A 23,686-nucleotide genomic window follows, 5' to 3' on the forward strand; every position below is an offset into this window, starting at 1 on the left:
CTCTTCTTAATTCGCAACCACAGAATCGATGGCAATGTTCGAGTTGCTGCCGGACATCGACACCGAGACATTATTCAGATCCGCTTTGGTGGTTATGTCGCCCCGATGCGCATCGTTCATCTGGACCGAACCTATATTCAAATGATTATTGTTGCCGTCGATAATGCCGCTGAGAGCCTGTCCGGTCACCTCTGAGGTGACCTTACCAGCCCTGGAGTTCACCATCTGTACAGAACCGATATTGGATACGTTGTTATTCCCATGGACTGCGTTGTTAATTGAATCCACTTTTACCGTATTGCTCACTGTTCCAGCCTGGGAGTTGAGCATCTGTACCGAAGCACTGTTCACCGTGTTGTTGTTACCGGTCGCCGAAGCTGACACCGTACCTGTGGCTGTAACCCGGTTGGTGACCTCACGGGCTTTACTGCCGGTCAGGTTGATGGAGGCAGCATTGGCTGTGTTGTTATGTCCCTTGGTCTGGGCCGTATATTCACCACCGTGCAGGCGATTTTCTGCCCGGATGCCAAGAAGATCAGCGGTATGGCCGATTATGGGAACAGTCAGAAAAGTTGCAACAGTCAGCATATGTATGAGTTTCATGTTCATTCTCCGTAAAACGTGTTGCCTTGTCAGTGTGGAAAGATTCCCAAAGCACTGCCTGTACAGGAGTACCGGAAGTACTTTGGGAAAAGGAAGTTTTAGTTGATGGCGATGGAGCCGGCATTGGCGATGTTGTTGTTTCCGCCTTCAACTGAAGAGGTGATATTGCCGGTGTTTTCCACCTCGTTGATCACCTTGCCCTTGACAACCATATTACCACCCATGGAGATCGAAGCAGCGTTTGCCTGGTTGTTGCTGCCGTTTTTGATTGTACTGCTGATGTTACCGGCGGTGTTGACCCTGTTGAGGATTGAATCTGTGGTTTGAGTGGAGCCGTTGACTGAAATAGAGGCAGCATTGGCCAGATTGTTATTACCGCCAACGATGGTGCTCGATATGTTGCCGGCACGTTTGATCTCGTTGCGGATCTCTGCCTTCATGCCCTGCTGGCCATCAGTTTGATCCTGAGTCGATTCGGTGGCAGTGGTATCGCTGCTGCTGTCGGTTGAAACTGTGGTGTCGGATGCATCGGTGTTATCAGCCCACTTATCCTTTCCGTCGGATTTGTCAGCCCACTTGTCCTTTCCATCGGACTTATCGGCCCACTTATCCTTTCCGTCGGATTTATCGGTCCACTTATCCTTTCCATCGGACTTATCGGTCCACTTATCCTTTCCGTCGGATTTATCGGTCCACTTATCCTTTCCATCGGACTTATCGGTCCACTTATCCTTTCTGTCGGATTTATCGGTCCACTTATCCTTTCCGTCGGATTTATCGGCCCACTTGTCCTTTCCGTCGGATTTATCGGCCCACTTGTCCTTTGATGGCTTGTTGCGGTCGATCCCAGAAGGTTGACTTGTTCCTGCTGTTGTTTGCGTGTTCGGCACAGTGGTTGTACTGGCCAACTTCTGTGTTGCCGAGGTATTGATGGTGATGATGTTCGTATTTGTGTTGGTGATTGGGTTTGCAGTATAGGTGCTGTGCTGGACAGGCATCTGGTGCATGGTTGGAGCCTTACCCTTATGGTCAAAGGTACCGCGCAGGGTGGTATCTTTGCTGTTGGCATGGGCTACACCAGCGGTAAGGGCAAGAGAGAGAGCTGTAACAAGAAGAGTTTTTTTCAACATGGTATCCTCCAGATATAAAGTTATGGGCAAGCGTAAAGCATATGCTCCTGCTCATTTTGCAAGAGTGGTGCCAGGATGAAAAGGGACGGGTATTTGTCGGAAAAATAGCGTTATTTCAGCAGGTTGAGCAGATTGTTTCTGCCGGCAACCAGGCCCGGGTCTGTGAAATTTCCCGGGTGCAGCCTCTGTAGCCTGAATTCGTGTTTGAAAAACGGACAGTGGAAAACCCTGTGTTGGGTTAACGTGTTGAAAAAATGTATAAAAGAGGGAGGGCGGTTGTGTAGGAAAACCGGACAAGCAGCAGAGTGCCTGTCCGGTTCCAAGACAACCGGAGACTAGGCGGATAGCTTGTATTTTTTCATTTTCTGATACAGGGTCGATCGGGCAATTCCAACGAGGAGAGCCGCGTCGGAAATATTACCGCTGGATCGTTCCAGGGCTGCTTTGATGTGTTGTTTTTCCACCTCTTCAAGGCTGGGGAAAACCTCAATTGCGGCTTGATCCGTGATGTTGAACTCGTCGGACAGGCTGTGAATATCACGCTCGGTGATCACTCTTCCCTGTGACTGCACGGCTAAGCGTAACAGCACATTACGCAACTCCCGAACATTGCCCGGCCACTGATACTGGGCAAGCAGCTGGAGAGCTCCGTCGGTTGTCCGCGGTTCCGGCCAGTTGTATTCTCTGGAAAATTTACGCAGGAAGTAACGGGTCAGCGGCTCGATATCCTCCTCTCTTTCCCGTAAAGGCGGCACTTTAAGGGTAAAGCAGGAGAGTCGTTGAAACAGGTCGTCACGAAACAGATTTTCTTGAATCATGGTGGTAACATCACGGTTGGTAGCAGCGACAACCCGCACGTCAAGTCGACGACTGCGGGTATCACCTAAACGGCTTATTTCCCCATTTTCAAGGAAACGCAGCAACTTGGGTTGCAGAGTCAGCGCCATATCTGCAACCTCGTCGAGAAACAGAGTGCCGCCTTCGGCCAACTCCAGCTTGCCCGGTTTATCCACCGCTTCATGGTAGGCTCCTTTTTTGGAACCAAACAGCTCACTTTCAAATATACCTTCGGGTATGGCGGAACAGTTTATGGGAATGTAGGCTCCTTTGCGGCTGGAAAAAGTATGGAGTGCCGCGGCTACAAGTTCTTTGCCCGATCCTGCCTCTCCCAGTATAAAGACCGGCACATTGATGGCGGCAATGGTTCGGATATCCTCATAGAGTTTGACCATCTTATCACTGCGGACAATGGTTTCGTCCTGGGTTGCCAGTCGTGATTGCAATGATTCGCGCTCGCGCTGCAGGCGCTGCCGATTTGCCAGATTATCAAGCAGGACAGCACCGTGTAGGGCCAGAATTTCAAGACTGCTCTGCCTGAGAGCAGTGAATATTGTACTGCAACAGTCATCAAGGTAGAGACAGCCAATGGCCTTATTCTCTCGCAATAAGGGGACGGCGAGCACCGACCGTACCCTGTCCTTACGTGTCTCCTTCGCTGTCCCGGCTATTCGGATCGATCGGCCGAGATCCATTACCTGATGCACCACCTCCTGACGGACCTCATGACTCTCGTTGCGTGGATCAAAGCTGTGTGTGGCCGTGTAGAGCAGTTCTCCCTTGTCGTTCAGCAGGGCCAGAAAACCGCGTTGAGCTTTGGTGAGCTGCAGAGCTCCTGCCAGGAGTAACTCGCCGAGTCCTGTCTCGCTGTCTGCACGCTGCAGTTCCTGCAGCTGTTGGGAGATTGGGGTAATCGATCCTGCTTCTGATACATCTTCTCTCTCTGTCCGGATGTCTGCTATCGGTTCAGATTCCAAATTGAAGAGAATTGTCTCATCAGTCATCGGCTGTCGGCCTGTCGAGTATGATGCACCGGAATCGCTGAAAACGCGGGAGGGACGGCTGTCATGACGTTCATCGATGAAGGTGAAAAAATAGTTGACAATCCGAAAGCTCATCCCGTGCTGGAGCCGGACGCCGGTGACCCGCTGGTTGTCCAGCCACACACCATTGGTACTTTCATGATCAAACAGCATGAATTCGTTGTCTTCCCGGTGAACAATGGAGGCATGACGCCGTGATACCTGAGGTGAGGCAAGTACGATATCGTTGTCGCTGTCTCGACCGATGGTGAGCGATGCGGTGAATTCGACGACCCGGTAATTCTGGGCATCCTGGCTGACTATCACACTGGGCATGGGTATATTTCTGCGGGTAAATGGTTACAGTACAGGAACGTTGGTTGCAACAATAGCCCCTTCGATCCAATTTTCAAGCCGGAATACGTGAGGATGTCGTAAGCTGACATTTCGCCTGTTCGAGATATCAACGTGGGAGCGCCATGGTGCCACGCTGTTGATTCCGATGAAAAATCGTACCGATCTTATTCGTGTTTGCGAAATCCTCTGTTTCAGGATAATACTTAAAATTATAAATCAGTCGACAACTGTAAATAGAACAACTTCTGAGACCACGGTAGAGAGGAAATTCCCGGAGGAAGGATGATGGAATTTAAAAAAGGTGTGGATATTTTATCAGCGGTTGGCGGTATTGCCACTATCGAAGAGGCGCAGAATTTATTGAAAGAGCGGCTTGATAGCGAGCATCTGCAACGCTTGGACGTGATCCGTCACCAAGAGGTCTTGCTGAAGATTGCCAACGCCATTTCCATGTGTGCACCGGAAGCCGTCTATATTCACACCGGTAGTGAAGATGACTGTGCATACGTGCGTCAGATGAGCCTTGAAAAGGGTGAAGAGCAACCATTGGCCATGCCCGGCCATACCATTCATTTCGACCTGCCTGAAGACCAGGGCAGGATGGTTAACCAGACCTTTTACATTGTGAACGAAGATGAAGAGGTGTCGTCACTGGCCAAAAAAGAGGTACGGGAGCACTCTCTTGTCTATATTCGTGAACATATGCGTGACATTATGCGCGGTAAAACCATGTTTGTCGGTTTTTACAGCCGTGGTCCGGTCGGAGCGCAAACCTCTATTCCAGCCATCGAGATTACCAGCTCAACCTATGTTATGCACTCGGCTGAGTTACTGTACCGCAACTGTTATGCGGACTTTGATGCTGAAGTTACACGGCGCGGTGAATTTTTCACCAATGTCCACTCCGAAGGAACGAACCGTTCTGAAGATGTTCCCAAAGCCCGCATCTATATGGATAGAAGCTGGCAGACAACCTTTTCGTGTTACTGCACTTACGCCGGTAACACGCTGCTGATGAAAAAGGGCAACCACCGTTTTGCCTCGGACAGCGCCTTGTATAAATATAACGGTGAAGAGTTGTCAGAGCATATGTTCATCACCGGCATGACCGGCCCCGGCGGGCGAAGTACGTTTTTTGCCGGTGCCGCCCCTTCCGGATGCGGAAAGACCACCACGGCCATGGTCGGCGATGATTTTATCGGTGATGATCTGGCACAGATGTGGATTGGTCCTGACGGTACTCTGCGGGCGGTCAATCCGGAGATCGGCATCTTTGGGATTCTGGAAGATGTTAATCTGGAGGGGGACCCCTATCTGATGCGATGTCTGCGACAGCCCGGTACGGAAGTGATCTTCTCCAATGTTCTGGTCGACGAACAGGGGAAGCCGCGTTGGACCGGTGACGGTGAACCGCCTGCAGACAGGGGAGTCAACTTTCAGGGGACATGGACCAGGGATATGGTCGGTGTGCCCATGTCTCATCCCAACTCACGCTGCACCCTGAAATCCGAGGCTGTCGGCAATCATAACAAGGCTGTCAATGCCGATCCTGCCGGCATGGTGATCAGGGTTGTCACCTACTCGGGACGCGATGCCGATACCATGCCGCCGGTCTGGGTGGCCGAGAGTATGGACGCCGGGGTTGCCATCGGTGCCTCCATCGTCTCCAAAGCAACAGCCGCAGAGATCGGTACCAGCGGTGTCAACCGTCAACCCTGGGCCAATGCCCCTTTTGTAGCCGGCCCACTGGCCAACTATCTGGACGCACAGTTTAACTTTTACGGCAACCCAAAGATGACAAAGGCGCCGATCATGGCCGGGCTTAACTACTTTTTGACCCGTGAAGCGAGGGGAGACCGTGGCAAGGGACTCTTAGGGGAAAAACGGGATGTCCATGTCTGGCTGGGCTGGCTTGAGCTCTATGCCCATGGCGATGTCCAGGCGATTGCAACGCCGATCGGCTTACTTCCAAAGTATGAAGATTTAAAGAAGCTGTTCACAGAGAAGATCAGCAAGGATTATCCCCAATCACTGTATGATATGCAGTTCTCTCTGTACATTGACAACCTTGTCAGCCGAATCGATCTTCAGCAGGCTGCCTGGAGCAAGGAACCTGGCGCATCATCACGGCTGTTCAACGTTTATGCAGAACAGAGGGCTGCATTACTGGTTCTCAGGGATGCCAAAGGGAGTGTGGTCGCTCCGCGAGACCTCTAACTGAACAACCTCCGCCTGGAGCCACGCTACCGGGAGAAGCAGAAAGCCTGGTGCGGCGGAAACTTCTTTCTCCCTCCCCCAAAAAAATAACCGGAGTACCTGTGCAGGTAACTCCGGTTATCGTTTTTGAACAGATCAGGTCCCTGACTCGGTGCCGTTCACCTCTTGAGCATCCGGACTACCCGGTCGCGAATCGCCTCTATCCCCATACCCTGGTATGGTATCTGCTCAGAAAGTCCACCGGCACCGTCTTTCCAGGTTCCCATGGCCCCATATTTCGGCGTGTAACCGCGTTCGAGCAGCCAGGTTCCGTACCGTGCCCCCAGTCCGCTTTTGGTATTCTGGGTTTCGATCACCAGCACCAGAGGGCTTGTGCCGACCGTGGCGAGCATGGTCTCATCAATGACATTGAGTACTGGTTTATTGATGAGGCCAACCTCGATGCCTTCGTCCTTCAGCAGTTCGACCACATGCAGGCACCGATACAGCATCTCACCGTAGGAGACGATATATCCGTCACGACCGGGGCGAATGATCTCATCACAGTCACGTTTGAACGTGTAACCCTCACCAAAAAACCGCTTGCCGTTTGTATCCAGAATAAATGGAGTTCCTGAACGGGTAGAGAAGACAAAACGCAATCCTGCATCAGGAAAGATCGTGGTCAGGATTGCCTTTAACTGCAGAGCATCGGCCGGAAAATAGAGGCGGGTGCGGTCGTGCTCGGCCAGGCCGTTGTCCGCAAAGAAGTTGTTGATTCCGAAATGGCAGGTGTTGTCTGCCATGTCATCGACGCCGGAGTGTGAAAAGTGTGCCAGCACACTGGCCTGGTTGAGACGGGCCATGGTGATTTCGGAAACAACCATTTCCAGAAAGGCGGCAAAGGTGCCGAAGATACCTTGTTTGCCCGGCGCTGATCCGAATCCTGCGGCAACAGAGAAGTTGTTGCGCTCCATGATACCGGCATTGATATAGACTTCCGGGCAATTCTTACGGACATGATGCAGGCCGCAGGAGCCTTCAAGGTCGGAATCAATGACCAGGACCCTGGAAGTCGGGTTGTCCAGTTCTGTAATCAGGTCACTGACGATTTTACCGAATTCATCGCGGTTTTTGGCCTGCTCCGGCGTTGAACCGCGATAGGTGATCTTGGCAGCTGCAGCAGGAGTTTGTTTGAGCAGTGCCACTGCGGCATCACAACCTTTGGCAGTGAGGTAGTCAATGGCCATATCGACTGGAATGACGTCATGGCCCTTGGGGAGTCCTTCGATGCCCGGAACACCCGGGGCCATTTTTCGTTTGATCGCTACTGCCGTTGGTGCCTGATTTGTGATTGCCCGGCGAATGGCAGTGAAAAGAGCGTCAATATCTTCACCATCACAGACGTGAACATCAAGACCGTGTCCGGAGAGGGTACGGGTAAGATCAAATCCCGGCATATAGCTGCTCGGGTGACCGGCGATGGTGACATCGTTGTCATCGAGCAACAACACAACCTTAAGCTGCCGTGCCACTGCATAGCGGGCTGCTTCAGCATCACCACCTTCCTGCTGAGAACCATCACTGCCAAACATGAACACGGTCTTGTTCGGGTGAGCCTCGGCAACGCCGTTGACATGACTCCAGAGGTGCCCTAAGCGGCCGGAGCTGAAGAAAATACCGGCCGGCTCATTCCGTTCGGGATGGCCGTACAAACCTTTGCCGAACTCACGATAATGGAGCAGATCAGCCGGTTGCCTATAACCGTTGAGTACCGCCATCAGGTACTGAATCGCTACCCGGTGGCCGGCTTCGTCGAAATAGACCGGATAACAGGAATCGCTACCCTTCATAAAACCGTCGGCAATCAGCAGCTCGGGAACAATGTCGTAGGCGCCTCCTGTATGGCCGCCAAGTCCTTTTGTGTTGGCCAGGGCTGTAAAAAAGATGATGGCGTTACGGACGAGTTCAATGTTGTGCCTGAGAGTGGAGCGTTGTTCGGCGGTTAACTTTTCCTGGCTTAAAGAAAAATGCAGGGGAGTATAGGTCGAGAGATCAATGGGGAATGTCATGGCCGATCCTGATGAGTGGAAGTTTGACAGACAACGGTATCGACGTGGCCGATACCCGCAGGTCTTTATGCAATGTACTGCACAGATAACAGAACTGTCAAAATCCGCAAGGACGAACTGAAATCAACGGAGGATGCCTGTGCTGTTCAGATTTTTTGAATGATGACGTTACCGGGATCGGCCTGATTTTATCAGGGGCGGGTATAAAAAGAGATTTTTATAGAAATCATTCTTGTTTTTCATTTTTTTTCTCCCCTATAATGAACGATGACAGTGCACAGTTTAAGTACCTGCCTGCTGTCAGGACGTAAAAAGGGTAATCAGAAGATTGGCAGTCTGATTCCAGAAATATTCCGCTGTACCGGCATCTGTGACAGAAAGATCTGTCCGGTCGCTGAATCATGAAAAATGATGGTCCCATGTTAACAAACAGACGATATGCTCGAATGATCAGGATGGGGTTGGTTCTGAGCGGCTTTCTATCCCTGGAGGTCTCTGCAGCTCTGGGGATGAGTACCGGTCCGACTGACAACCTCTACCTTGATATGGATCTTTCTCAGCTGATGCAGGTGACCATCACCTCTGTGAGCAAGAAGCCACAGACGCTGGGAAATACTCCGGCAGCGGTCTTTGTCATCTCCCAGGAGGATATCCGCCGTTCCGGAGCAACCTCGATTGCCGAGGCTCTGGCCATGGCTCCCGGTATCCAGGTTTCACAGATCAGCAGTTCAAAATGGTCGATCTCTTCCCGTGGTTTTTCCGGATTTATCTCCAATAAACTCTTGGTACTGATTGATGGCCGTTCCGTTTATTCTCCGGTGTACAGCGGTGTCTTTTGGGATGCGCAGACCACCATGCTTGAAGACATCGACCGGATTGAGGTGATTCGCGGTCCGGGTGGGACTATCTGGGGTGCCAACGCCGTCAATGGAGTGATCAATATCATCACGAAAAAGGCGCAAGATACCCAGGGCGGCCTGTTGCGCGCCGGATTCGGAACTCAGGAGAGACTGCAGGGCGCAGTGCGCTACGGTACAAAGATCAATGAAGACGCCTTTGCCCGTTTCTACGCCATGGGCAACGATCGTGAGAGTAACCGCCTCAAGGAAAGCGGTCTTGATGCCGGGGACAGCTGGAACACGATGCAGACCGGTTTTCGTGCCGACGGTGTGGTGGGCACCCGGAACGAATGGACTTTGCAGGGGGATCTTTTTCGCAACCAGGGAGATCAGATTCTCTTTCCCTACTGGCTGTCAACCGCACCCTATGTCGTGAGTAAACACACGGATTTTGATGACAACGGCGGTAACCTGCTTGCCGGCTGGCAGCATCGATTTGGGGAGCATGAGCGACTTTCACTCCAGATGTACTACGATTACGCCGCAAGAGATGAGGACTTTTATAACATTTCGTACCGGACGTTTGATGCCGCTGTGCAGTATGAAACCCGCCTTGGCGCCCGTCACGATATCACTGCCGGGGCGGGATTTCGTCATATCAGGGGAGATAACGAAGCGACGTTCCAGTCGTATTTTCCCAGTCGAACCGATGAGGTGTTCAGCCTCTTCCTGCAAGACGCCTTTCATCTGATTCCCGATCGCCTCATCATCACCGTGGGGAGCAAGTACGAGCATACCCCCTACACCGGCAGTGAATGGCAACCCAGCGGTAAGTTGCTGTGGGCACCCAGTGAGCATCACTCCTATTGGGCGTCCATTGTCCGGGCGGTCCGGACACCGTCGGTCCTGGAGGACGGAGGTACAGTCACCTTCTCCAACCTCCCGCCCCCCTATGGTATGGGGTATGTGGCGTCCAGCGGGTCTGAGGATTTCGCAGCAGAGACAGCCCTGAGCTACGAGTTGGGCTATCGCTGGCAACCGTATCAGAGTTTTTCCTTTGACCTTGCCCTCTTTTATACGGAGTATGATGACCTGTATACATTTCGGCCCAGGCCAAGTGAGAGAGGCCTGGATCTGGTCTTCACCAATGGTGTTGCCGGTCACAATTATGGAGCTGAAGTGGCCATGACCTGGAAGCCGAAGTCATGGCTCTCCCTGGCCGGTACCTACAGTTATCTCCAGTCTTCCTATAAACCGGACACGATCGTCTCTCCGCTCGATCAAAATATTTCCGATTTGTTTGAAAAAATGCAACCGATGCACCAGTTCGGCCTTCGCTCTTCCCTTGACCTTACCCATAACTGGCAGCTCAATGCCTGGCTCCGGTATACCGACAGTTTTACCGGTGGAAACGTCACCAGCATATCAGCCGAACTTCCGGTCGACGGATCCGTTGATGGCTCTGCAGATCTCAGTGTCAACCTGATCTGGAAACCGAGGCCTGATATGGAATGTATGCTTGCCGGTCAGAACCTGCTCAATTCCGGGCAACTCTACTACAACTCCGAACACCTGACTCCACCCACTGAGATTAAGCGTGGTGTCTTTGGTAAAATAATCTGGCGTTTCTGAACTGCTGATACGTGATGCTACGTCTGTTTCGTTTGTTCCTCTTCCTGTTTCTGTTCTGGACTTCTCTCTGGGTGGTCAGCCGGGTCGCCGATGTACAGGCGGAAGAGTGTAATCATGAGTACCATTTAAAGGCGGCTTTTCTGGTCAATTTTGCCAAATTCATTACCTGGCCTGAGCAGGCTCTGCCTGCTGATCAGCAGGATTTCGTTCTCTGTGTGGTGGGAAAAGACGTCTTTGGCTCGGCGCTTGACGGCGTGGAAAGCAAAACAGTTGGTGGACGTACTGTCCGGGTTGTTCGTGTCAAGTCGCTGAAAAACGTTCCAACCTGCCAGATGCTCTTTATCAGTCCTTCTGAGGCGGACAATCTCAGCCTGATCGATCGGTGGGCAACGGGTGGGCAGAAGGCTGCAGTCATGGTCAGCGATGTTTTTAATTTTATTGAAGCCGGAGGTCATATCCAGCTGATCGTAACCGATAACCGCCTCTCTTTTGTTGTCAACCACACAGCCATGAGAAAATTGGGCCTCCAGGCCAACTCCTCCCTGCTCAGTCTGGCCTCGACTGTGTATTAATACGGTGAAAAATGCACCATGCGATTTCAGTGGTTTTTTCAACTTCCGATTCGAATCAAACTGTATGCCATCGTTCTGGCAGCCACTACCCTGGCGTTGCTGCTGGCAACGACAGCCTCCTTTATTCTGCAACATCAGCTGATCAGCAAACAGCTGCATGATGAACTGCGCTCGCTTGCTGTCATCATCGGGGAAACCGCTGGTGCCGGCATTATGTTTGAGGATAAGGGAACGTTAAGCAACATCCTGCAGGCTGCACTGAATACCAAAAAACATATTGTAACCGGACGTCTCTTCAGCCAGGACGGTTCATTGCTGAGCGTCTACAACAGTGAAGACTTTCCAGGCGAATATCAGCAGGATTTCGAGGATGCAGTCACATCGAACCTTGAGGGGTTCCAGCAGAACAATGCTGTTATCCTGCTGCGTTTACCGGTGGTCCATGATAATGAGCCTATCGGCCATATCCTCATTGCGGCGGATCTCACCGAGTACAGGTTGACCCTTCTTTTTATGGCCATTCTGATGATCGGAGTGCTGCTGTTCGGTCTGCTGCTGGCCATGCTGCTGTCTTCCCGTCTCCTGCGGGTCATCGTCGAGCCCATTATGCACCTGACCAGGCTGGTCAACAAGATTTCACGGAAGCAGAAGTATGATGTTCGTGCCGAGGTGTTGAGCCAGGATGAGTTGGGTCAGCTGGCAGCCGGTTTCAACACCATGATCGAGCGGATTCAAGTCCGTGACAGTATCCTCGAGGAACAGGTGGCCGAACGAACGAGAGATCTTGAGCAGCGGCATCTCCAACTCATTGAGGCAAAGGACAGGGCTGAAGCTGCCAATCTTGCTAAAAGCCGTTTTCTGGCCAATATGAGCCATGAAATCAGGACACCGATGAACGCCATCATCGGCATGACGCACCTGGCCATAACGGCCAAGGAACGCGGGCAACAGCAGCGTTTTCTTGCCACGGTCCGCCATTCTGCGGAGAATCTGTTGGGAGTGCTGAACGATATCCTTGATTTTTCCAAGATCGAGGCCGGCCAGTTGCAGTTGAACTGCCGGCCGTTTCATCTTGGGCGATTCCTTGACAATATCGTTGCTACCATGCGACCCTCGGCTGAAGAAAAGGGATTGGTACTGAGGGCACACGCTGCCCCAACCCTGCCCCGGACTGTGGTGGGTGACGATTTCCGCTTGCATCAGATCCTGATTAATCTGGTGGGTAATGCCATCAAATTCACTGCGGCCGGCTCTGTCACCATCCAGGTTGTTACAGCCGATGACCAGAAGAGGACGGATGACAAGATCAGACTGCATTTCAGTGTTATCGATACCGGTATCGGGATTGCCGAGCATAAAAAGGAGGATATCTTTAAGTGTTTTGAACAGGCGGACTCTTCGTATGCACGGGAATTCGGCGGTACCGGCCTCGGATTGGCAATCGCCCGTCAGTTGACCGGACTGATGGGGGGAACCATGTGGGTGGAGAGTGTCGAGCATCAGGGGAGTATCTTTCATTTCACCGTGGCCTGCGATGTTTGGACCCGGGAAGTGGCTGAATCGATGGCTGCGGTGGAAGATGCAGCCGATATCGGTGTGTCCGGCCGACATATTCTGGTGGTGGATGATAACGAGGTTAACCGCGATATCGCCTCAATTACCCTGGAACAGCGCTATCAGGTTTCCACCGCGGGTAACGGCCTGGAATCGCTCGAACGACTGGCGACCCTGGATATTGATCTTGTGCTCATGGATGTACAGATGCCGTTGATGGACGGTCTTGCCACTACCGCCGTTATTCGCGCCTGTGAACAGGGGGTGGCCCTGGATTGCAGTCTGCCTGAAGAACTCATCGCCGCTCTGCAACAGCGGTTGACAGGCGCCCATGTACCGATTGTGGCGATGACGGCACATGCCATGGCTGAGGATCGGCAGATGTGCCTGGCCGCCGGTATGGATGGGTATATCACCAAACCTTTTCTGCCGGATCAACTTTTTCAGGAAGTGGCTTCGTTTATCCGTGCAGAGGCATCATCGCCGGCTGGACAGCCGGCAACAGGCGAAGAACAGACAGCTGCCGGCACTGCGAAAGAGGTAAGCATGGCCGGAATCAATGGTCACCTGCAAAGCAGCACTGGTTTGACTGCCTCTCAGATCAGCCGGCTGTTGATTGCTATTCAGGAGAGCATGCGCAACAATCTGGCCAAGATGGAGGAGGCCTTTGCTGCAGATGATGTTTCCACCCTGGCTGTGGCCGCTCATACGCTTAAGGGTACCTTGCTGCAGTGCGGGCTGAACGATCTGGCCGCCGTGGCAGAGCAGATCCACAGCCGGGCCCGCCACGGTGACGGCGGCAATGACAATAGCAAAATCATATTCCTGCAGCAGTCCCTGGCTGATATTCTGGTGACATCATAAACAAAGACAATCTTTTCACCTGTTCCTGGTCATTTTGTGCGCTGCGGTATCATGACCTGCTATGCGACCGTACATTGATGACGGTGTCCTCCTGTTCGTTTGACTCGGACTGATGGAAGATGATACACTTTGATTGTTGGAGATACCCCTTAACAAACACAGATACTTCCGTGGCAACCCGCAGATCAGGACAGGTTGAACACACTCGGAGCCGATATGCCCAACCCCGTCACTTGCATGACCTTTTCTCCTTACCAGCGCCTGCTCACTGCCATTGAACAGTCGCCCATACCAGGTGCCGACAAAGTACGTCTCACCCATTTTGCCGTCTTTGTTCTGCTTGGGCAGCCCGGACTGCTGGGATACTGTGTCTACAGTCTGGTGGAAGGGGAACTGCTCATGGCATTGATTCTTTTTGTAACCAACGTCACCCTGCTTCTCAGCTGGCAGTTGCTGTGTCATCTGCCGGTGGCGCAGCCGGTTTACAGGACCGTTGCGGTGATTTTCGGTGTCTTGCTGCTCTCCCTGATTGTAAACGGTGGAGACGGTGGTTCAAGAAGTCTGTGGATGCTGACGTATCCCCTTTTTGTCGTCTTTTTAGTCGGTGAAAAGGAAGGTTTTATCTGGATCTGCAGCCTGCTGGCAGTGACCTTGCTCGTGCTGTTTGTGCCCCTGTCCTTTCTTCACCCCTTCCCCTATGGCAAGGAATTTATCGTACGATTTGTGTCTGTTTACATGGTCGTGGCGGCCATTGCCTGCTGGACCGAGCATTTTCGTGCGCACTCCCGGACGTTGAACAGTGCGAAAAGACGACAGCTTGAATCTGTGCTCGAAGCTCTTCCGGCTGCGGTTCGTCTGAATGATAATACGGGAAGACCCCTGCTTTGTAACAGGGCCTATCTTGTTTTGACGCAGTTGACCCATGATGAGGTGTTTGATCCGGAGGAGATCGACAGTCCGATAATACCTCCTGACATGCAGTACACGAATATCCCGATTTCTGCTCCTGATGGAGCGTTGTATCGCCTGCAGATGTGGCAGGAGCGCGAAAGAGCTCAGGTGCAACCGGCACTATCCGATGGTCGGCGGGAAGAGGGGCGACATTCCATGGAGTATTGCAATGATACGGTACTTTCGTCTGTGGGGCCACATGATGTGGGGGTGGTTTCGAACACCCGGGACAACCAGATGCCTGCAAAACCCCTCTGATATGAGCATAAGCAAAGTACGATCCAACATCGTGCTTCACGATGAACAGGCACCAAGGCCATGAGAAGACGGTCTGCAGCCGGTACTGCCTGCAGGCCCCGAACCCCTAACTGTATACACACATTGACTTAAGACTATGCCTGTACCTGCTGAGCACTCGACGCATCAATCAACTCCTCTGGTGCTGGTGGTCGACGACGATCCGGCCATCCGCCTGCAAATCCGTTTTGCTTTGGAAAATACGGGACTCGCCATTGCTGAAGCGGGCAGTGGAGAAGAGGCGCTGGCGCTGTTTCGCGAAAACCCGCCGGATCTGGTTATGCTTGACGTGGTGATGACCGGTATGGATGGATTCAGCACCTGTTGGACCCTTCGCACTTTACCGGGAGGTTCCCATACTCCGGTGGTCATGATCACCGGGATGGAAGAACCGGAGACGATTGTCAAGGCCTTTGAAGCCGGAGCCACGGATTTTATCAGTAAACCCATAAACCTGCTTGTTCTGGGGTACCGGGTTAAATACTGGTTACGATCCGGCTTTATTCTCAACGAGCTGAGAATCAACCAGCAGCGACTGTTCAAAGCCCAGGAGCTTGCCAGCATGGCTCATTGGGAACGGGATCTCGACGACAACAGATTTCAACTCACCTGTCCGTTGCCCGGGGATTTCGGTCTCTCTACATCCAGCACCTATGATGATCTCTTTGCGCGGATCAACCCGGCCGAACAGGAAACAGTTCGACAGCATATCGACACCGCCTGCAGCCAGGAGCAGGCTTTTTCCGTGCAGTATCAGATCACTTTGACCGGCGGCGGTGAGCGGACTATCCTCAATCAGGGAGAGGTGGTATGGGACAGTGCGCATCAGCACCGGCTTGCCGTCGGCATCATTCAGGATATAACGGCGCTTAAACGCGCTGAAGACCGGATTCGTTACCTTGCCTTTTACGATAACCTCACCGGCCTGCCCAATCGCTCCCTTTTCCGTGAGCATTGGAATAAATTACTCCCGCTGGCGCGGCGGCACAACACGCGTTTAGCTGTTCTTTTTATTGATCTTGATCATTTCAAGCAGATTAACGACACCTTGGGACATTCCAGCGGTGATAAGGTTCTGGTCATAGTGGGTGAGCGTCTGAAGATGCTTTTCCGCCAGTCAGACATTGTTGCTCACAACCGCGAAGATCAGGTTTCCTCCCTCATTTCCCGGGTGGGAGGAGATGAGTTCACGGTGCTGGTGTCGGATATTACCAATCCTAATCATGTTGCCAATCTGGCCGAGCGGATCATTGCAGCTCTTCGAGAACCACTGCAGCTTGATGAACAGTCGGTGGTGTTGACCGCAAGCATTGGTATCAGTGTGTACCCTGAAGATGGAGACAACATCGATACGCTGCTTAAAAATGCCGACACCGCCATGTATGAGGCTAAAATTCAGGGCCGAGACAACTACCAGTTTTTCCAGACAGCCATGAATGAAGCAGCGGTGGCCCGGTTTCAGTTAAGTAACCGGCTTCGCAATGCTCTGGACAACAGGCAGCTCATTCTCTATTACCAACCGCAGTTTGCCACGACCAGTGGCCGGCTTACCGGCGTTGAGGCCCTTATCCGCTGGCAGGATCCGGAATTCGGCCTTATTCCGCCGAACCAATTTCTTCCCTTTGCCGAAGAAAACGGATTTATTCACCAGATCAACGACTGGGTTATCCGTGAAGCCTGCACGCAGGCACAGAAGTGGGTGAGCGCAGGGCTCTTTGAAGACAGCCGCATAAGTGTCAATATCTCCGGGCAGAATATTAACTTTAAACGTTTGGGAGAAACTATTTTTGAAGTCCTGAAGGATACCGGTCTCAATCCATACCATCTTGAGATCGAACTGACAGAACGGGTGATGATGGAGAAGCCTGATGAGGTCTGCCATACACTGAGTCTCCTGAAGCAGGCCGGTGTTTCCATTGCCATTGATGACTTTGGCACCGGTTACTCAGCTCTTAGCCATCTGCAGCTCTTTCCGCTCAACACCCTCAAGATCGACAAGTCCTTCATTGATAATCTCCAGACCACGGCAAATGGACATGCCCTTCTGCAGTCGATCATAGGCATTGCCAAAAGTTTTAATCTCAGGGTCGTGGCTGAAGGGGTGGAGACCGATGATCAGCGACTGGCTCTTGACGGTATGGCCTGTGACGAGTTGCAGGGGTATTTACTCGGCAGGCCGATGCCCCGGGAGTTGTTTGAGCAGCGCCTTTTAACTGATTATAATCAGACGTAGGTCACGGGCGGAGTTTGTGAAACCTTGCTGCCAGTTGACAAGAGGTTTTTGCAAGATCGGCCGCGGGCATGAAGAGACTGTTGACCGGTCTGAAGCCCGTCAGGTGTTACCTGGGGGTGAGGAGAGCGTCAGGTATCCAGCCGGTGAACTCTCTCCGGCTGCCTGAAGGAGGCGCGCAGGTGGTGTCAATGAATGGACTGTTTCTGGTTTTAATTTAACGATGACTCCGTGGTGACGTCTTGTTCAGGCGTTACCCGGTCTTCTCAGAGCAGAACATGTTTCTGCTTCATTGTGCCATACACCATGGAAGAGAAGTTGCGAATGGCATCGCCGCTGTTTCGCATCCACTGTTTGTAATTCCCGGGTCGGGATGAACGTTCAACAATACCGACCACCGCATACGGTACCTTGCGGCCATTGGGACCGCGGGTTACCAGAATCCCCATGTCGCCGCACAGAAGAGCCGTAGTGCCGGTTTTGTTATACACTGCCGTACTGTCGGGTATATTGGTGCCACGCACCAGCCGGTTAGGCTTCGGCAGTGACATCACTCGCAATATTTCTTGAGATTTTGGCAGCTTGTGCTGCCACAGCGCCCGTAAAAACTGTATGTAATCAGAAGGGAGTGCACTGTTCTTATAGGTTCTGCCATCGGCGGGGATATACTCTTGAATGCGTACCTGCCGAAACAGATGTCCGTACTCTTTTGCCAGTAACGCCTGACAGCGTGCAGGGCCGCCAAGCCGGCGAATAAACCAGTTGGTTGCCGGGTTGTCGCTCTGCTGGATCATAGCCTCCATCATCCGTCGATGTTGTGCGGTATAGGGCTGCAGTCCCTTTGCGTGCTGATGAAAAAAAGCAAGTGCCACAAAGGGTTTGATCATGCTGGCCGCCTGAAACGACCGCGACGCATTGTAGTTGACCAGATAGGTGTTACTGCTCAGGTCATAAGCGACCCAGGCGGTTCTGTCTGTCGGACGTAACCGGCCTTTTTGGGTTTGTTCCTGGATAAACTGGCCCATCTTGCCGCTGGCCACAGCCCCTTTTTTGTGTGGTGCCGGGCTTTTTATTGCCGCTTTACCAGCCAGGACCGGGGCGGTGGTCGGGGTGGTGGTCTGCTGTTTGGGTTGTTTTTCCGGTTGGTTGAGCTCAGCACTCCGGATCAGAGCCTGCTGAACAACCGGTCGTGGTACCGCAGCAACCAGTGCGGGAACGAGTTTATCCTTTTTTAACAGTTGCGCGTGCCGGCTGGAGAGGCGGGTGACGGCCTCCTTGCTCTGCCAGCAGCGATATACAAGCGCGTAGTTCTGCTGGTCAATTTTTTCAATGACCAATCGTTTGCTTGTTGGGGGTACCAGGGTTGTTTGCACGACTTTCCAGTCGTTTTGAAGGTCTTCCGGTCGCGTACTGCGTTTATAGCAGATATGATAGAGATTGAAAAAGCCGGAGGTCTTTACCGGCTGAGCCGGTTTTAAGCCGGCGCGCTGGAGCGCAGCTGCCTGTTGACCGGCAATCTTGTTCGCCTGGGCAAGGGAGGTGTTGATATTCAGGATAACGCCGAACTCCTGACCGCGCCCCACGATCTCCAGGCGGGTGCCGGGTTGTAAGGCAAGCAGAGGGGTTATCCGTATCCGGTGGTCTAATGCCCGTTGCAGTTGACCACTCCACATGTATCCCAGAGCATAGCGTTCGGCTGGTGCCGCCCAGGTCACAGCTGCTTGAAGAACAGTAAAAAAGAGGCACAGGATAAAAATGATCGGGCGTTGCATCACACGTACAGGAAGCTGGCAGAATAATTTCCGAAAACAGGACGGGGTTGATAAGTTGCAGGTTTCTTTATGGTGGCCGTTTCAAGGCGAACCCATTGCAACATGCCGTGTTCAGTGTTTTGGTGCAAGGTGAAATTGGTCGAACTCTGGATTCACCGGCAAAAATATGCTACAAGAGGGCCGCTGACTGTCACCGCGGCCTGCAGAACCATGTATCTGTGAACACCATGTCGGAGCACCCATGAAAACTATTTGGAAATTTGAACTCACTCCCAACCGTATTCAGTCCATTCCCCTGCCGTCCGGGGCGCAGATACTCACCGTGCATGCTAAAGACGACAATGCTCCCCTGATGTGGGTTCTGGTCGATCCGGATATGCCGCCCCAGGAACGTTATCTCGGTGTCTATACCACCAACACCGCTGTGCCCGATGATCCGGGCCGGTACATCGGATCCTTTTTCATCTACGAGGGGACTCTCGAATTTCATCTCTTTGAGATGGATGAACCAGCTGAAGAGACGACAGAATGAACGGGAGGGCCCGGTCTTCAGGAAAAGACCAGGGTCCGATTCTGGTAGACCAGGATCTGGCGTTGCAGATGATGCCAAATGGATCGGGATAAGATAACCTTCTCCAGGTCCCGTCCTTTGCGAATAAGATCTTCCACCGAGTCGGCATGGCTGACCCGGATGATATCCTGGGCGATGATCGGCCCGGCATCGAGCTCCCTGGTAACATAGTGGCTGGTGGCGCCGATAACCTTGACCCCTCGCTCAAAGGCGGAGTGATACGGCTTGGCCCCGGGAAATGCAGGCAGGAAGGAGTGGTGAATGTTGATAATCCGGTTTCTGTAATGACTGATAAACTCCTCGGAAAGGATCTGCATATACCGGGCAAGGACAATGAACTCAATGCGATGTTTCGCCAGAAGTGCCAGCTGCTCCTGTTCCTGCTCACGTTTATTTTCACCGTTGATGATAAAGAGGTGAAAATCGATGTCAAATTGTCGGGCCACTGTTTCAAGATCAGGATGATTGCTGATAATCAGTGGAATCTCGACCTCAATTTCCTGTGATTTCCAGCGGGCAAGTATATCGTAGAGGCAGTGCGGCTGTTTGGAGACAAACAGGGCCATGCGGGGCACTTCGTGTGAGAAGTGGAGTTGCCACTGCATCTGGAATCTCTTAGCGATCAGGGTGTCAAAGTATTCGCCGATCTTTTCGTTGGGAATGATGAAGTTATCGAGTTCCCATTCAATGCGCATAAAAAAGACCTCGCGTTCCAGGTCGACATGCTGGTCGAGATTGGTAATGTTGCCGTTGTTCTGGTAGATGAACTCGCTGACCGTCGCAATAATACCTTTACTGTCAGGGCAGTGAATCAGCAAAATAGCAGAGGCCGGTAGATGGGAGGAGTGGATTGCGCTCATGGGTATCGTGGTGTACGGGTCGATGATGAACAGATGCGTGTGATTTCGCTCATTGTACTCTGTATTTGTGACAGTTGCATAAAAGAAAACAACTTATCGTTTTCCTCGAAAATGCGCAAGTTACTGGTGGTGCCTTTTGTTGGTCGGAGGTGTTTTGTCTGCCTGTGTGAACACCGTGTCTCCGGCTTCACCACAGCAAGGCCGTAACGTTACAGGGCGGAGGATGCTCTTATCCGTCCCGGTGGAGTTGCCAGCCGCCACCAAGGGCTTTGTAGAGGACGACCAGACTGATCAACTGCCGTCCCTTTGACTCGATAAGAGCACTCTGCGCAGTATACAGGGCCTGTTGCGCTGTCAGCACATCAAGAAAGGTGGTGAGACCTCGACGATAGCGATCAAGAGCCAGCGACACGGCCTCTTCGTTGATCTCGACCGATTTGTCAAGAACATGGTGACGGGTGCGTTCAGCATAGTGGGCGGTTAAGGCATTTTCAACATCTTCCAGAGCACTGTTGTAAAGAGCCCTGTACTTGGCAAGTAACTCATTGTATTTTGCCTGTTGCATATCAATGGCCGCTCTTCTCTTGCCGCCATCAACAAGCGGCAGAGTTACTCCGGGTACTATTGACCAGTAGCGGCTTGCCCGTTCAACAAAACTGGATGAACTGTCAGCCTGTAAACCAAGACCAAGGGTCAGGTCGAATCTGGGGTACAGGTCAGCCGTGGCGACGCCTATATCGGCTGAAGCTGCTGCCAGCAGGCGTTCAGTGGCGCGCAGATCCGGACGACGGGACAGAAGGTCTGCCGGAAGACCGGGAGCGAGCAGTCCGGTTGTCGCCGGTAGGGGACAGTCGGCTGCAAGCTCGTTTACAAGAGCTCCCGGCGGTTCTGCCAGAAGGACGGCGAGGCGATACATGGAGGCCTTTATTGCCGATTCAAATGAGGGAATGAGCGCTTCGGTGGCCTTCTGTTGCCCCTCTGCCTGGGTGACATCAAGGTAACTGGTCAGGCCGAGCTGATAGCGTTCTGTGGTCAGGCCGACCACATGTTGCTGGGCGGCCAGATTGTGACGGGCAACCTGCAGCTGTGCCTGGTTGATGCGTAAGTCTATGTAGTTACCGGCAACATCGCCGAGCAATGTGAGGATTGCACCGTGCAGCCCCTCGGTGTTGGCCTCAAGTTGTGCGTCGGCTGACTGGATGCTTCGGCGGACCCCACCAAACACATCGATTTCCCAGCCAACGTCGAAACCGGCCTGATAGAGGGTGCTCGTATATCCCGAGCCTGCTGCGGATGCGTTGCTGCTCTGCCTGCTCCGGTTCACGGCAGCAGCAGTGTTGACCTGGGGTACCCCTGCAGCACCGGCCAGGATCACAGCTGCCCGAGCCTGAGCTATGCGCTCCCGGGCCTGTTCGAGTTCCAGGTTGGTGCGCACTGCCCGGTGGATTAAATCAGAGAGAAGGGGGGCTTCAAACCCCTCCCACCAGGCGGTATGTACCAATGCGGAAGCTGTCTGTCCGGAAGCAGCGGCGCTTGTCCAGGCATCGGGTGTTTGCAGAGACGGAGGCCGGTAATCCGGGCCAACAGCTGCACAGCCGTAAAGAAGCAGCAGGAGTACAAAGAGAACAGACCTGTTCACAACCTGCTCTCCACGGCCACCGATGTGGTCGAAATATCAGGTGCTTCAATGAACACGTCCATCTGTTGACCGACATAGGCTGGTAAAGCCTGACGCGGAAAACTGTACAGCACCTGCAGAACCCGGGTGTCAACCCGCTCGGTGCTGCTGCCGGTGAGGGATTTTTTGGCGACAATAAATGGTTCAACACGGACAAAGTGCAGGTCAGCCTTCAGGTCACGGTTACCGCGCATGGAGGCAACGGCTTTGGTCTCCGGCTTAAACCGCCAGGCGTCATTTTCATCGATATCAACCCGGACATACAGAAGGTCAAGGTTGCCAAGCAGGATCAGCGGCGTTGCGAGCACCCCGGTTGATGCGTACTCACCTGCACGGATATTCACCTGCATCACCTCACAGGCCATGGGCGCACGCACTGTCAGCTGTTCAATCATCAGGTGCGTTGCCTTGAGTTCCGCATCGGCAACTTCCTTTGCCGCCCCGGCACTCTCTACTTTTGCCTGCGCCAGCAGTTCGGCGTTGCGGCGTTTTTGAATGTCATCAACACTGACAGCCTTGCTGTTCGTGGCTGTCTTGACTAAGGCATATTGAGAACGGGCATCCTCCAAAAGGGCCTTAGCCTCATTGATGGAGGCTTGAGCATGAATCCGGTTTGCCTCTTTAACGAGTTGTTGAGCCTGCAGATCGCGATCATCTATCAGGAAAAGAGGATCACCCTGCTTGAGCCTGTCGCCGACCTTGACGTAAACAACTTTCACAAGACCGGGCAGGGACGTGCCGATGCTGATGTTGTTGCTGCTGGCTTCAACGATACCGGCCCCTCCGATATAGGAGGTAAACGGTGCTTTGGCCGGTAAGCCGACGGGCTGGGCCGGTGGTCTTTTCTTCTGGGTCTGTAAGGCGACAAGAAGGGCTAAAACAATGCCCAGCGCTGCGAGGATGGGGAGGATCTTATTTTTGAGGGTCATCTGCTGTTGCTTCCACACCGGGGTTGGATGAGCTGACATGGGTTATTCTGCCATCGTCCATGTTGGCAATGCGATCGGCAAAGGGAAAAATACGCGCATCGTGGGTAACAATGATCAGGCATCGATTTTGGCCTACAGCCAGCTGTTTCAGGGTTTCCATGACTTTGAGTCCGGTTGCATGGTCAAGAGCGCTGGTCGGTTCATCACAGACCACGAGTCTGGGGCTGTGCACCAGAGCACGGGCAATGGCAACCCGCTGCTGTTGACCGCCGGACAGCTGTGAGGGGAGTGAATGTTCCCGACCTGCCAGCCCGACTTCAGTGAGCAGCTGACCGGCCTTTTTTATTGCTGTGCTCATCGTCGTACCGTTAACCAACAGGGGGATGGCGACATTTTCCGCTGCGGTGAGTGTTGGAATCAGATTGAAAGATTGGAAGACAAAGCCGATGTTCAGTCCTCGATAACGTACCCGCTTCTTTGGAGGAAAACGGATGATATCTTCGCCGAACAGAAGGCATTGGCCGTCATCCTGGTCAAGTATGCCCGCGATGATGGAAATCAGGGTTGTTTTGCCGCAGCCGGACGGGCCCACCAGCATGAGCAACTCTCCTGCCTGAACCGTGAGGTCTACTCCACGCAGGGCATGGACTTTGGTATCTCCTGTTCCATAGGCCTTGGTGATACCGTTGCAGCGAACGGCAAGGGGAGGCGCGTTCATTG

The 23,686-nt window shown here is 52.9% G+C and carries 16 protein-coding genes; 7 read left to right on the top strand and 9 right to left on the bottom strand.

The genetic code is table 11. From position 1 onward, the window contains the following. Positions 1–6 precede the first annotated feature (6 nt). The 3 genes from HP555_RS04215 to HP555_RS04225 form a co-directional block, all read right to left on the bottom strand. A complete protein-coding gene (locus HP555_RS04215) occupies positions 7–603 on the bottom strand; it encodes a hypothetical protein (protein ID WP_199263944.1) in 597 nt (198 codons plus the stop codon). A gap of 98 nt (positions 604–701) precedes the next feature. After that, positions 702–1,733 (bottom strand): hypothetical protein, encoded by a 1,032-nt coding sequence (locus HP555_RS04220; RefSeq protein WP_199263945.1) that lies wholly within the window; start codon positions 1,731–1,733, stop codon positions 702–704. A gap of 335 nt (positions 1,734–2,068) precedes the next feature. Continuing rightward, entirely contained in the window at positions 2,069–3,928 is a 1,860-nt protein-coding gene (locus tag HP555_RS04225) for a sigma 54-interacting transcriptional regulator (RefSeq protein ID WP_199263946.1), read from the bottom strand. A 303-nt stretch (positions 3,929–4,231) separates the two neighbouring features. Between HP555_RS04225 and HP555_RS04230 the strand changes: the two genes are divergently transcribed. Further along, entirely contained in the window at positions 4,232–6,166 is a 1,935-nt protein-coding gene (locus HP555_RS04230; protein ID WP_199263947.1) for a phosphoenolpyruvate carboxykinase (GTP), read from the top strand. A 158-nt stretch (positions 6,167–6,324) separates the two neighbouring features. Here HP555_RS04230 and HP555_RS04235 read toward each other — a convergent pair whose 3' ends face one another. Then, on the bottom strand, positions 6,325–8,217 hold the full coding sequence (locus tag HP555_RS04235; protein WP_199263948.1) for a transketolase C-terminal domain-containing protein: 1,893 nt from the start codon (positions 8,215–8,217) through the stop codon (positions 6,325–6,327). Positions 8,218–8,636: 419 nt separating this feature from the next. Here HP555_RS04235 and HP555_RS04240 point away from each other — a divergent pair, with 419 nt between their 5' ends. The 5 genes from HP555_RS04240 (at position 8,637) to HP555_RS04260 (ending at position 17,159) form a co-directional block, all read left to right on the top strand. Then, positions 8,637–10,688 (top strand): TonB-dependent receptor plug domain-containing protein, encoded by a 2,052-nt coding sequence (locus HP555_RS04240; protein WP_199263949.1) that lies wholly within the window; start codon positions 8,637–8,639, stop codon positions 10,686–10,688. A 14-nt stretch (positions 10,689–10,702) separates the two neighbouring features. Next, positions 10,703–11,260: a YfiR family protein gene (locus tag HP555_RS04245; protein ID WP_199263950.1), complete on the top strand. Its 558-nt coding sequence runs from the start codon at positions 10,703–10,705 to the stop codon at positions 11,258–11,260. An 18-nt stretch (positions 11,261–11,278) separates the two neighbouring features. Further along, positions 11,279–13,678: an ATP-binding protein gene (locus HP555_RS04250; protein WP_199263951.1), complete on the top strand. Its 2,400-nt coding sequence runs from the start codon at positions 11,279–11,281 to the stop codon at positions 13,676–13,678. Positions 13,679–13,894: 216 nt separating this feature from the next. Continuing rightward, positions 13,895–14,887 (top strand): hypothetical protein, encoded by a 993-nt coding sequence (locus HP555_RS04255; RefSeq protein ID WP_199263952.1) that lies wholly within the window; start codon positions 13,895–13,897, stop codon positions 14,885–14,887. A gap of 136 nt (positions 14,888–15,023) precedes the next feature. Beyond that, positions 15,024–17,159 (top strand): two-component system response regulator, encoded by a 2,136-nt coding sequence (locus HP555_RS04260; RefSeq protein ID WP_199263953.1) that lies wholly within the window; start codon positions 15,024–15,026, stop codon positions 17,157–17,159. Between the two features lie 263 nt (positions 17,160–17,422). Here HP555_RS04260 and HP555_RS04265 read toward each other — a convergent pair whose 3' ends face one another. After that, entirely contained in the window at positions 17,423–18,928 is a 1,506-nt protein-coding gene (locus HP555_RS04265; RefSeq protein WP_199263954.1) for a serine hydrolase, read from the bottom strand. Positions 18,929–19,169: 241 nt separating this feature from the next. Here HP555_RS04265 and HP555_RS04270 point away from each other — a divergent pair, with 241 nt between their 5' ends. After that, positions 19,170–19,460, top strand: coding sequence for a DUF7352 domain-containing protein (locus HP555_RS04270; RefSeq protein WP_199263955.1), 291 nt, complete (start codon positions 19,170–19,172; stop codon positions 19,458–19,460). 17 nt (positions 19,461–19,477) lie between these two features. On the opposite strand, the gene purU is transcribed toward HP555_RS04270, so the two are convergent. The 4 genes from purU to HP555_RS04290 all read right to left on the bottom strand — a co-directional run bounded on the left by purU (position 19,478) and on the right by HP555_RS04290 (position 23,684). After that, the gene (gene purU, locus HP555_RS04275) at positions 19,478–20,359 is read right to left on the bottom strand and encodes a formyltetrahydrofolate deformylase (protein ID WP_199263956.1); all 882 of its coding nucleotides are present in this window, start codon (positions 20,357–20,359) and stop codon (positions 19,478–19,480) included. Positions 20,360–20,588: 229 nt separating this feature from the next. Next, positions 20,589–21,998, bottom strand: a complete 1,410-nt coding sequence (locus tag HP555_RS04280) for an efflux transporter outer membrane subunit (protein ID WP_199263957.1) — start codon at positions 21,996–21,998, stop codon at positions 20,589–20,591. Further along, positions 21,995–23,005 carry an efflux RND transporter periplasmic adaptor subunit gene (locus HP555_RS04285; RefSeq protein ID WP_199263958.1) on the bottom strand — a complete coding sequence of 337 codons (1,011 nt, stop codon included), beginning with the start codon at positions 23,003–23,005 and terminating at the stop codon, positions 21,995–21,997. Before HP555_RS04285 ends, HP555_RS04280 begins: the two co-directional genes overlap by 4 nt. Next, positions 22,950–23,684, bottom strand: coding sequence for an ABC transporter ATP-binding protein (locus HP555_RS04290; protein ID WP_408639842.1), 735 nt, complete (start codon positions 23,682–23,684; stop codon positions 22,950–22,952). The genes HP555_RS04285 and HP555_RS04290 overlap by 56 nt, the downstream gene beginning before the upstream one ends. Positions 23,685–23,686: the final 2 nt, after the last annotated feature.

Origin of the sequence: Desulfobulbus oligotrophicus, from assembly GCF_016446285.1 — a bacterium.
GTDB classification, from domain to species: Bacteria; Desulfobacterota; Desulfobulbia; order Desulfobulbales; family Desulfobulbaceae; genus Desulfobulbus; species Desulfobulbus oligotrophicus.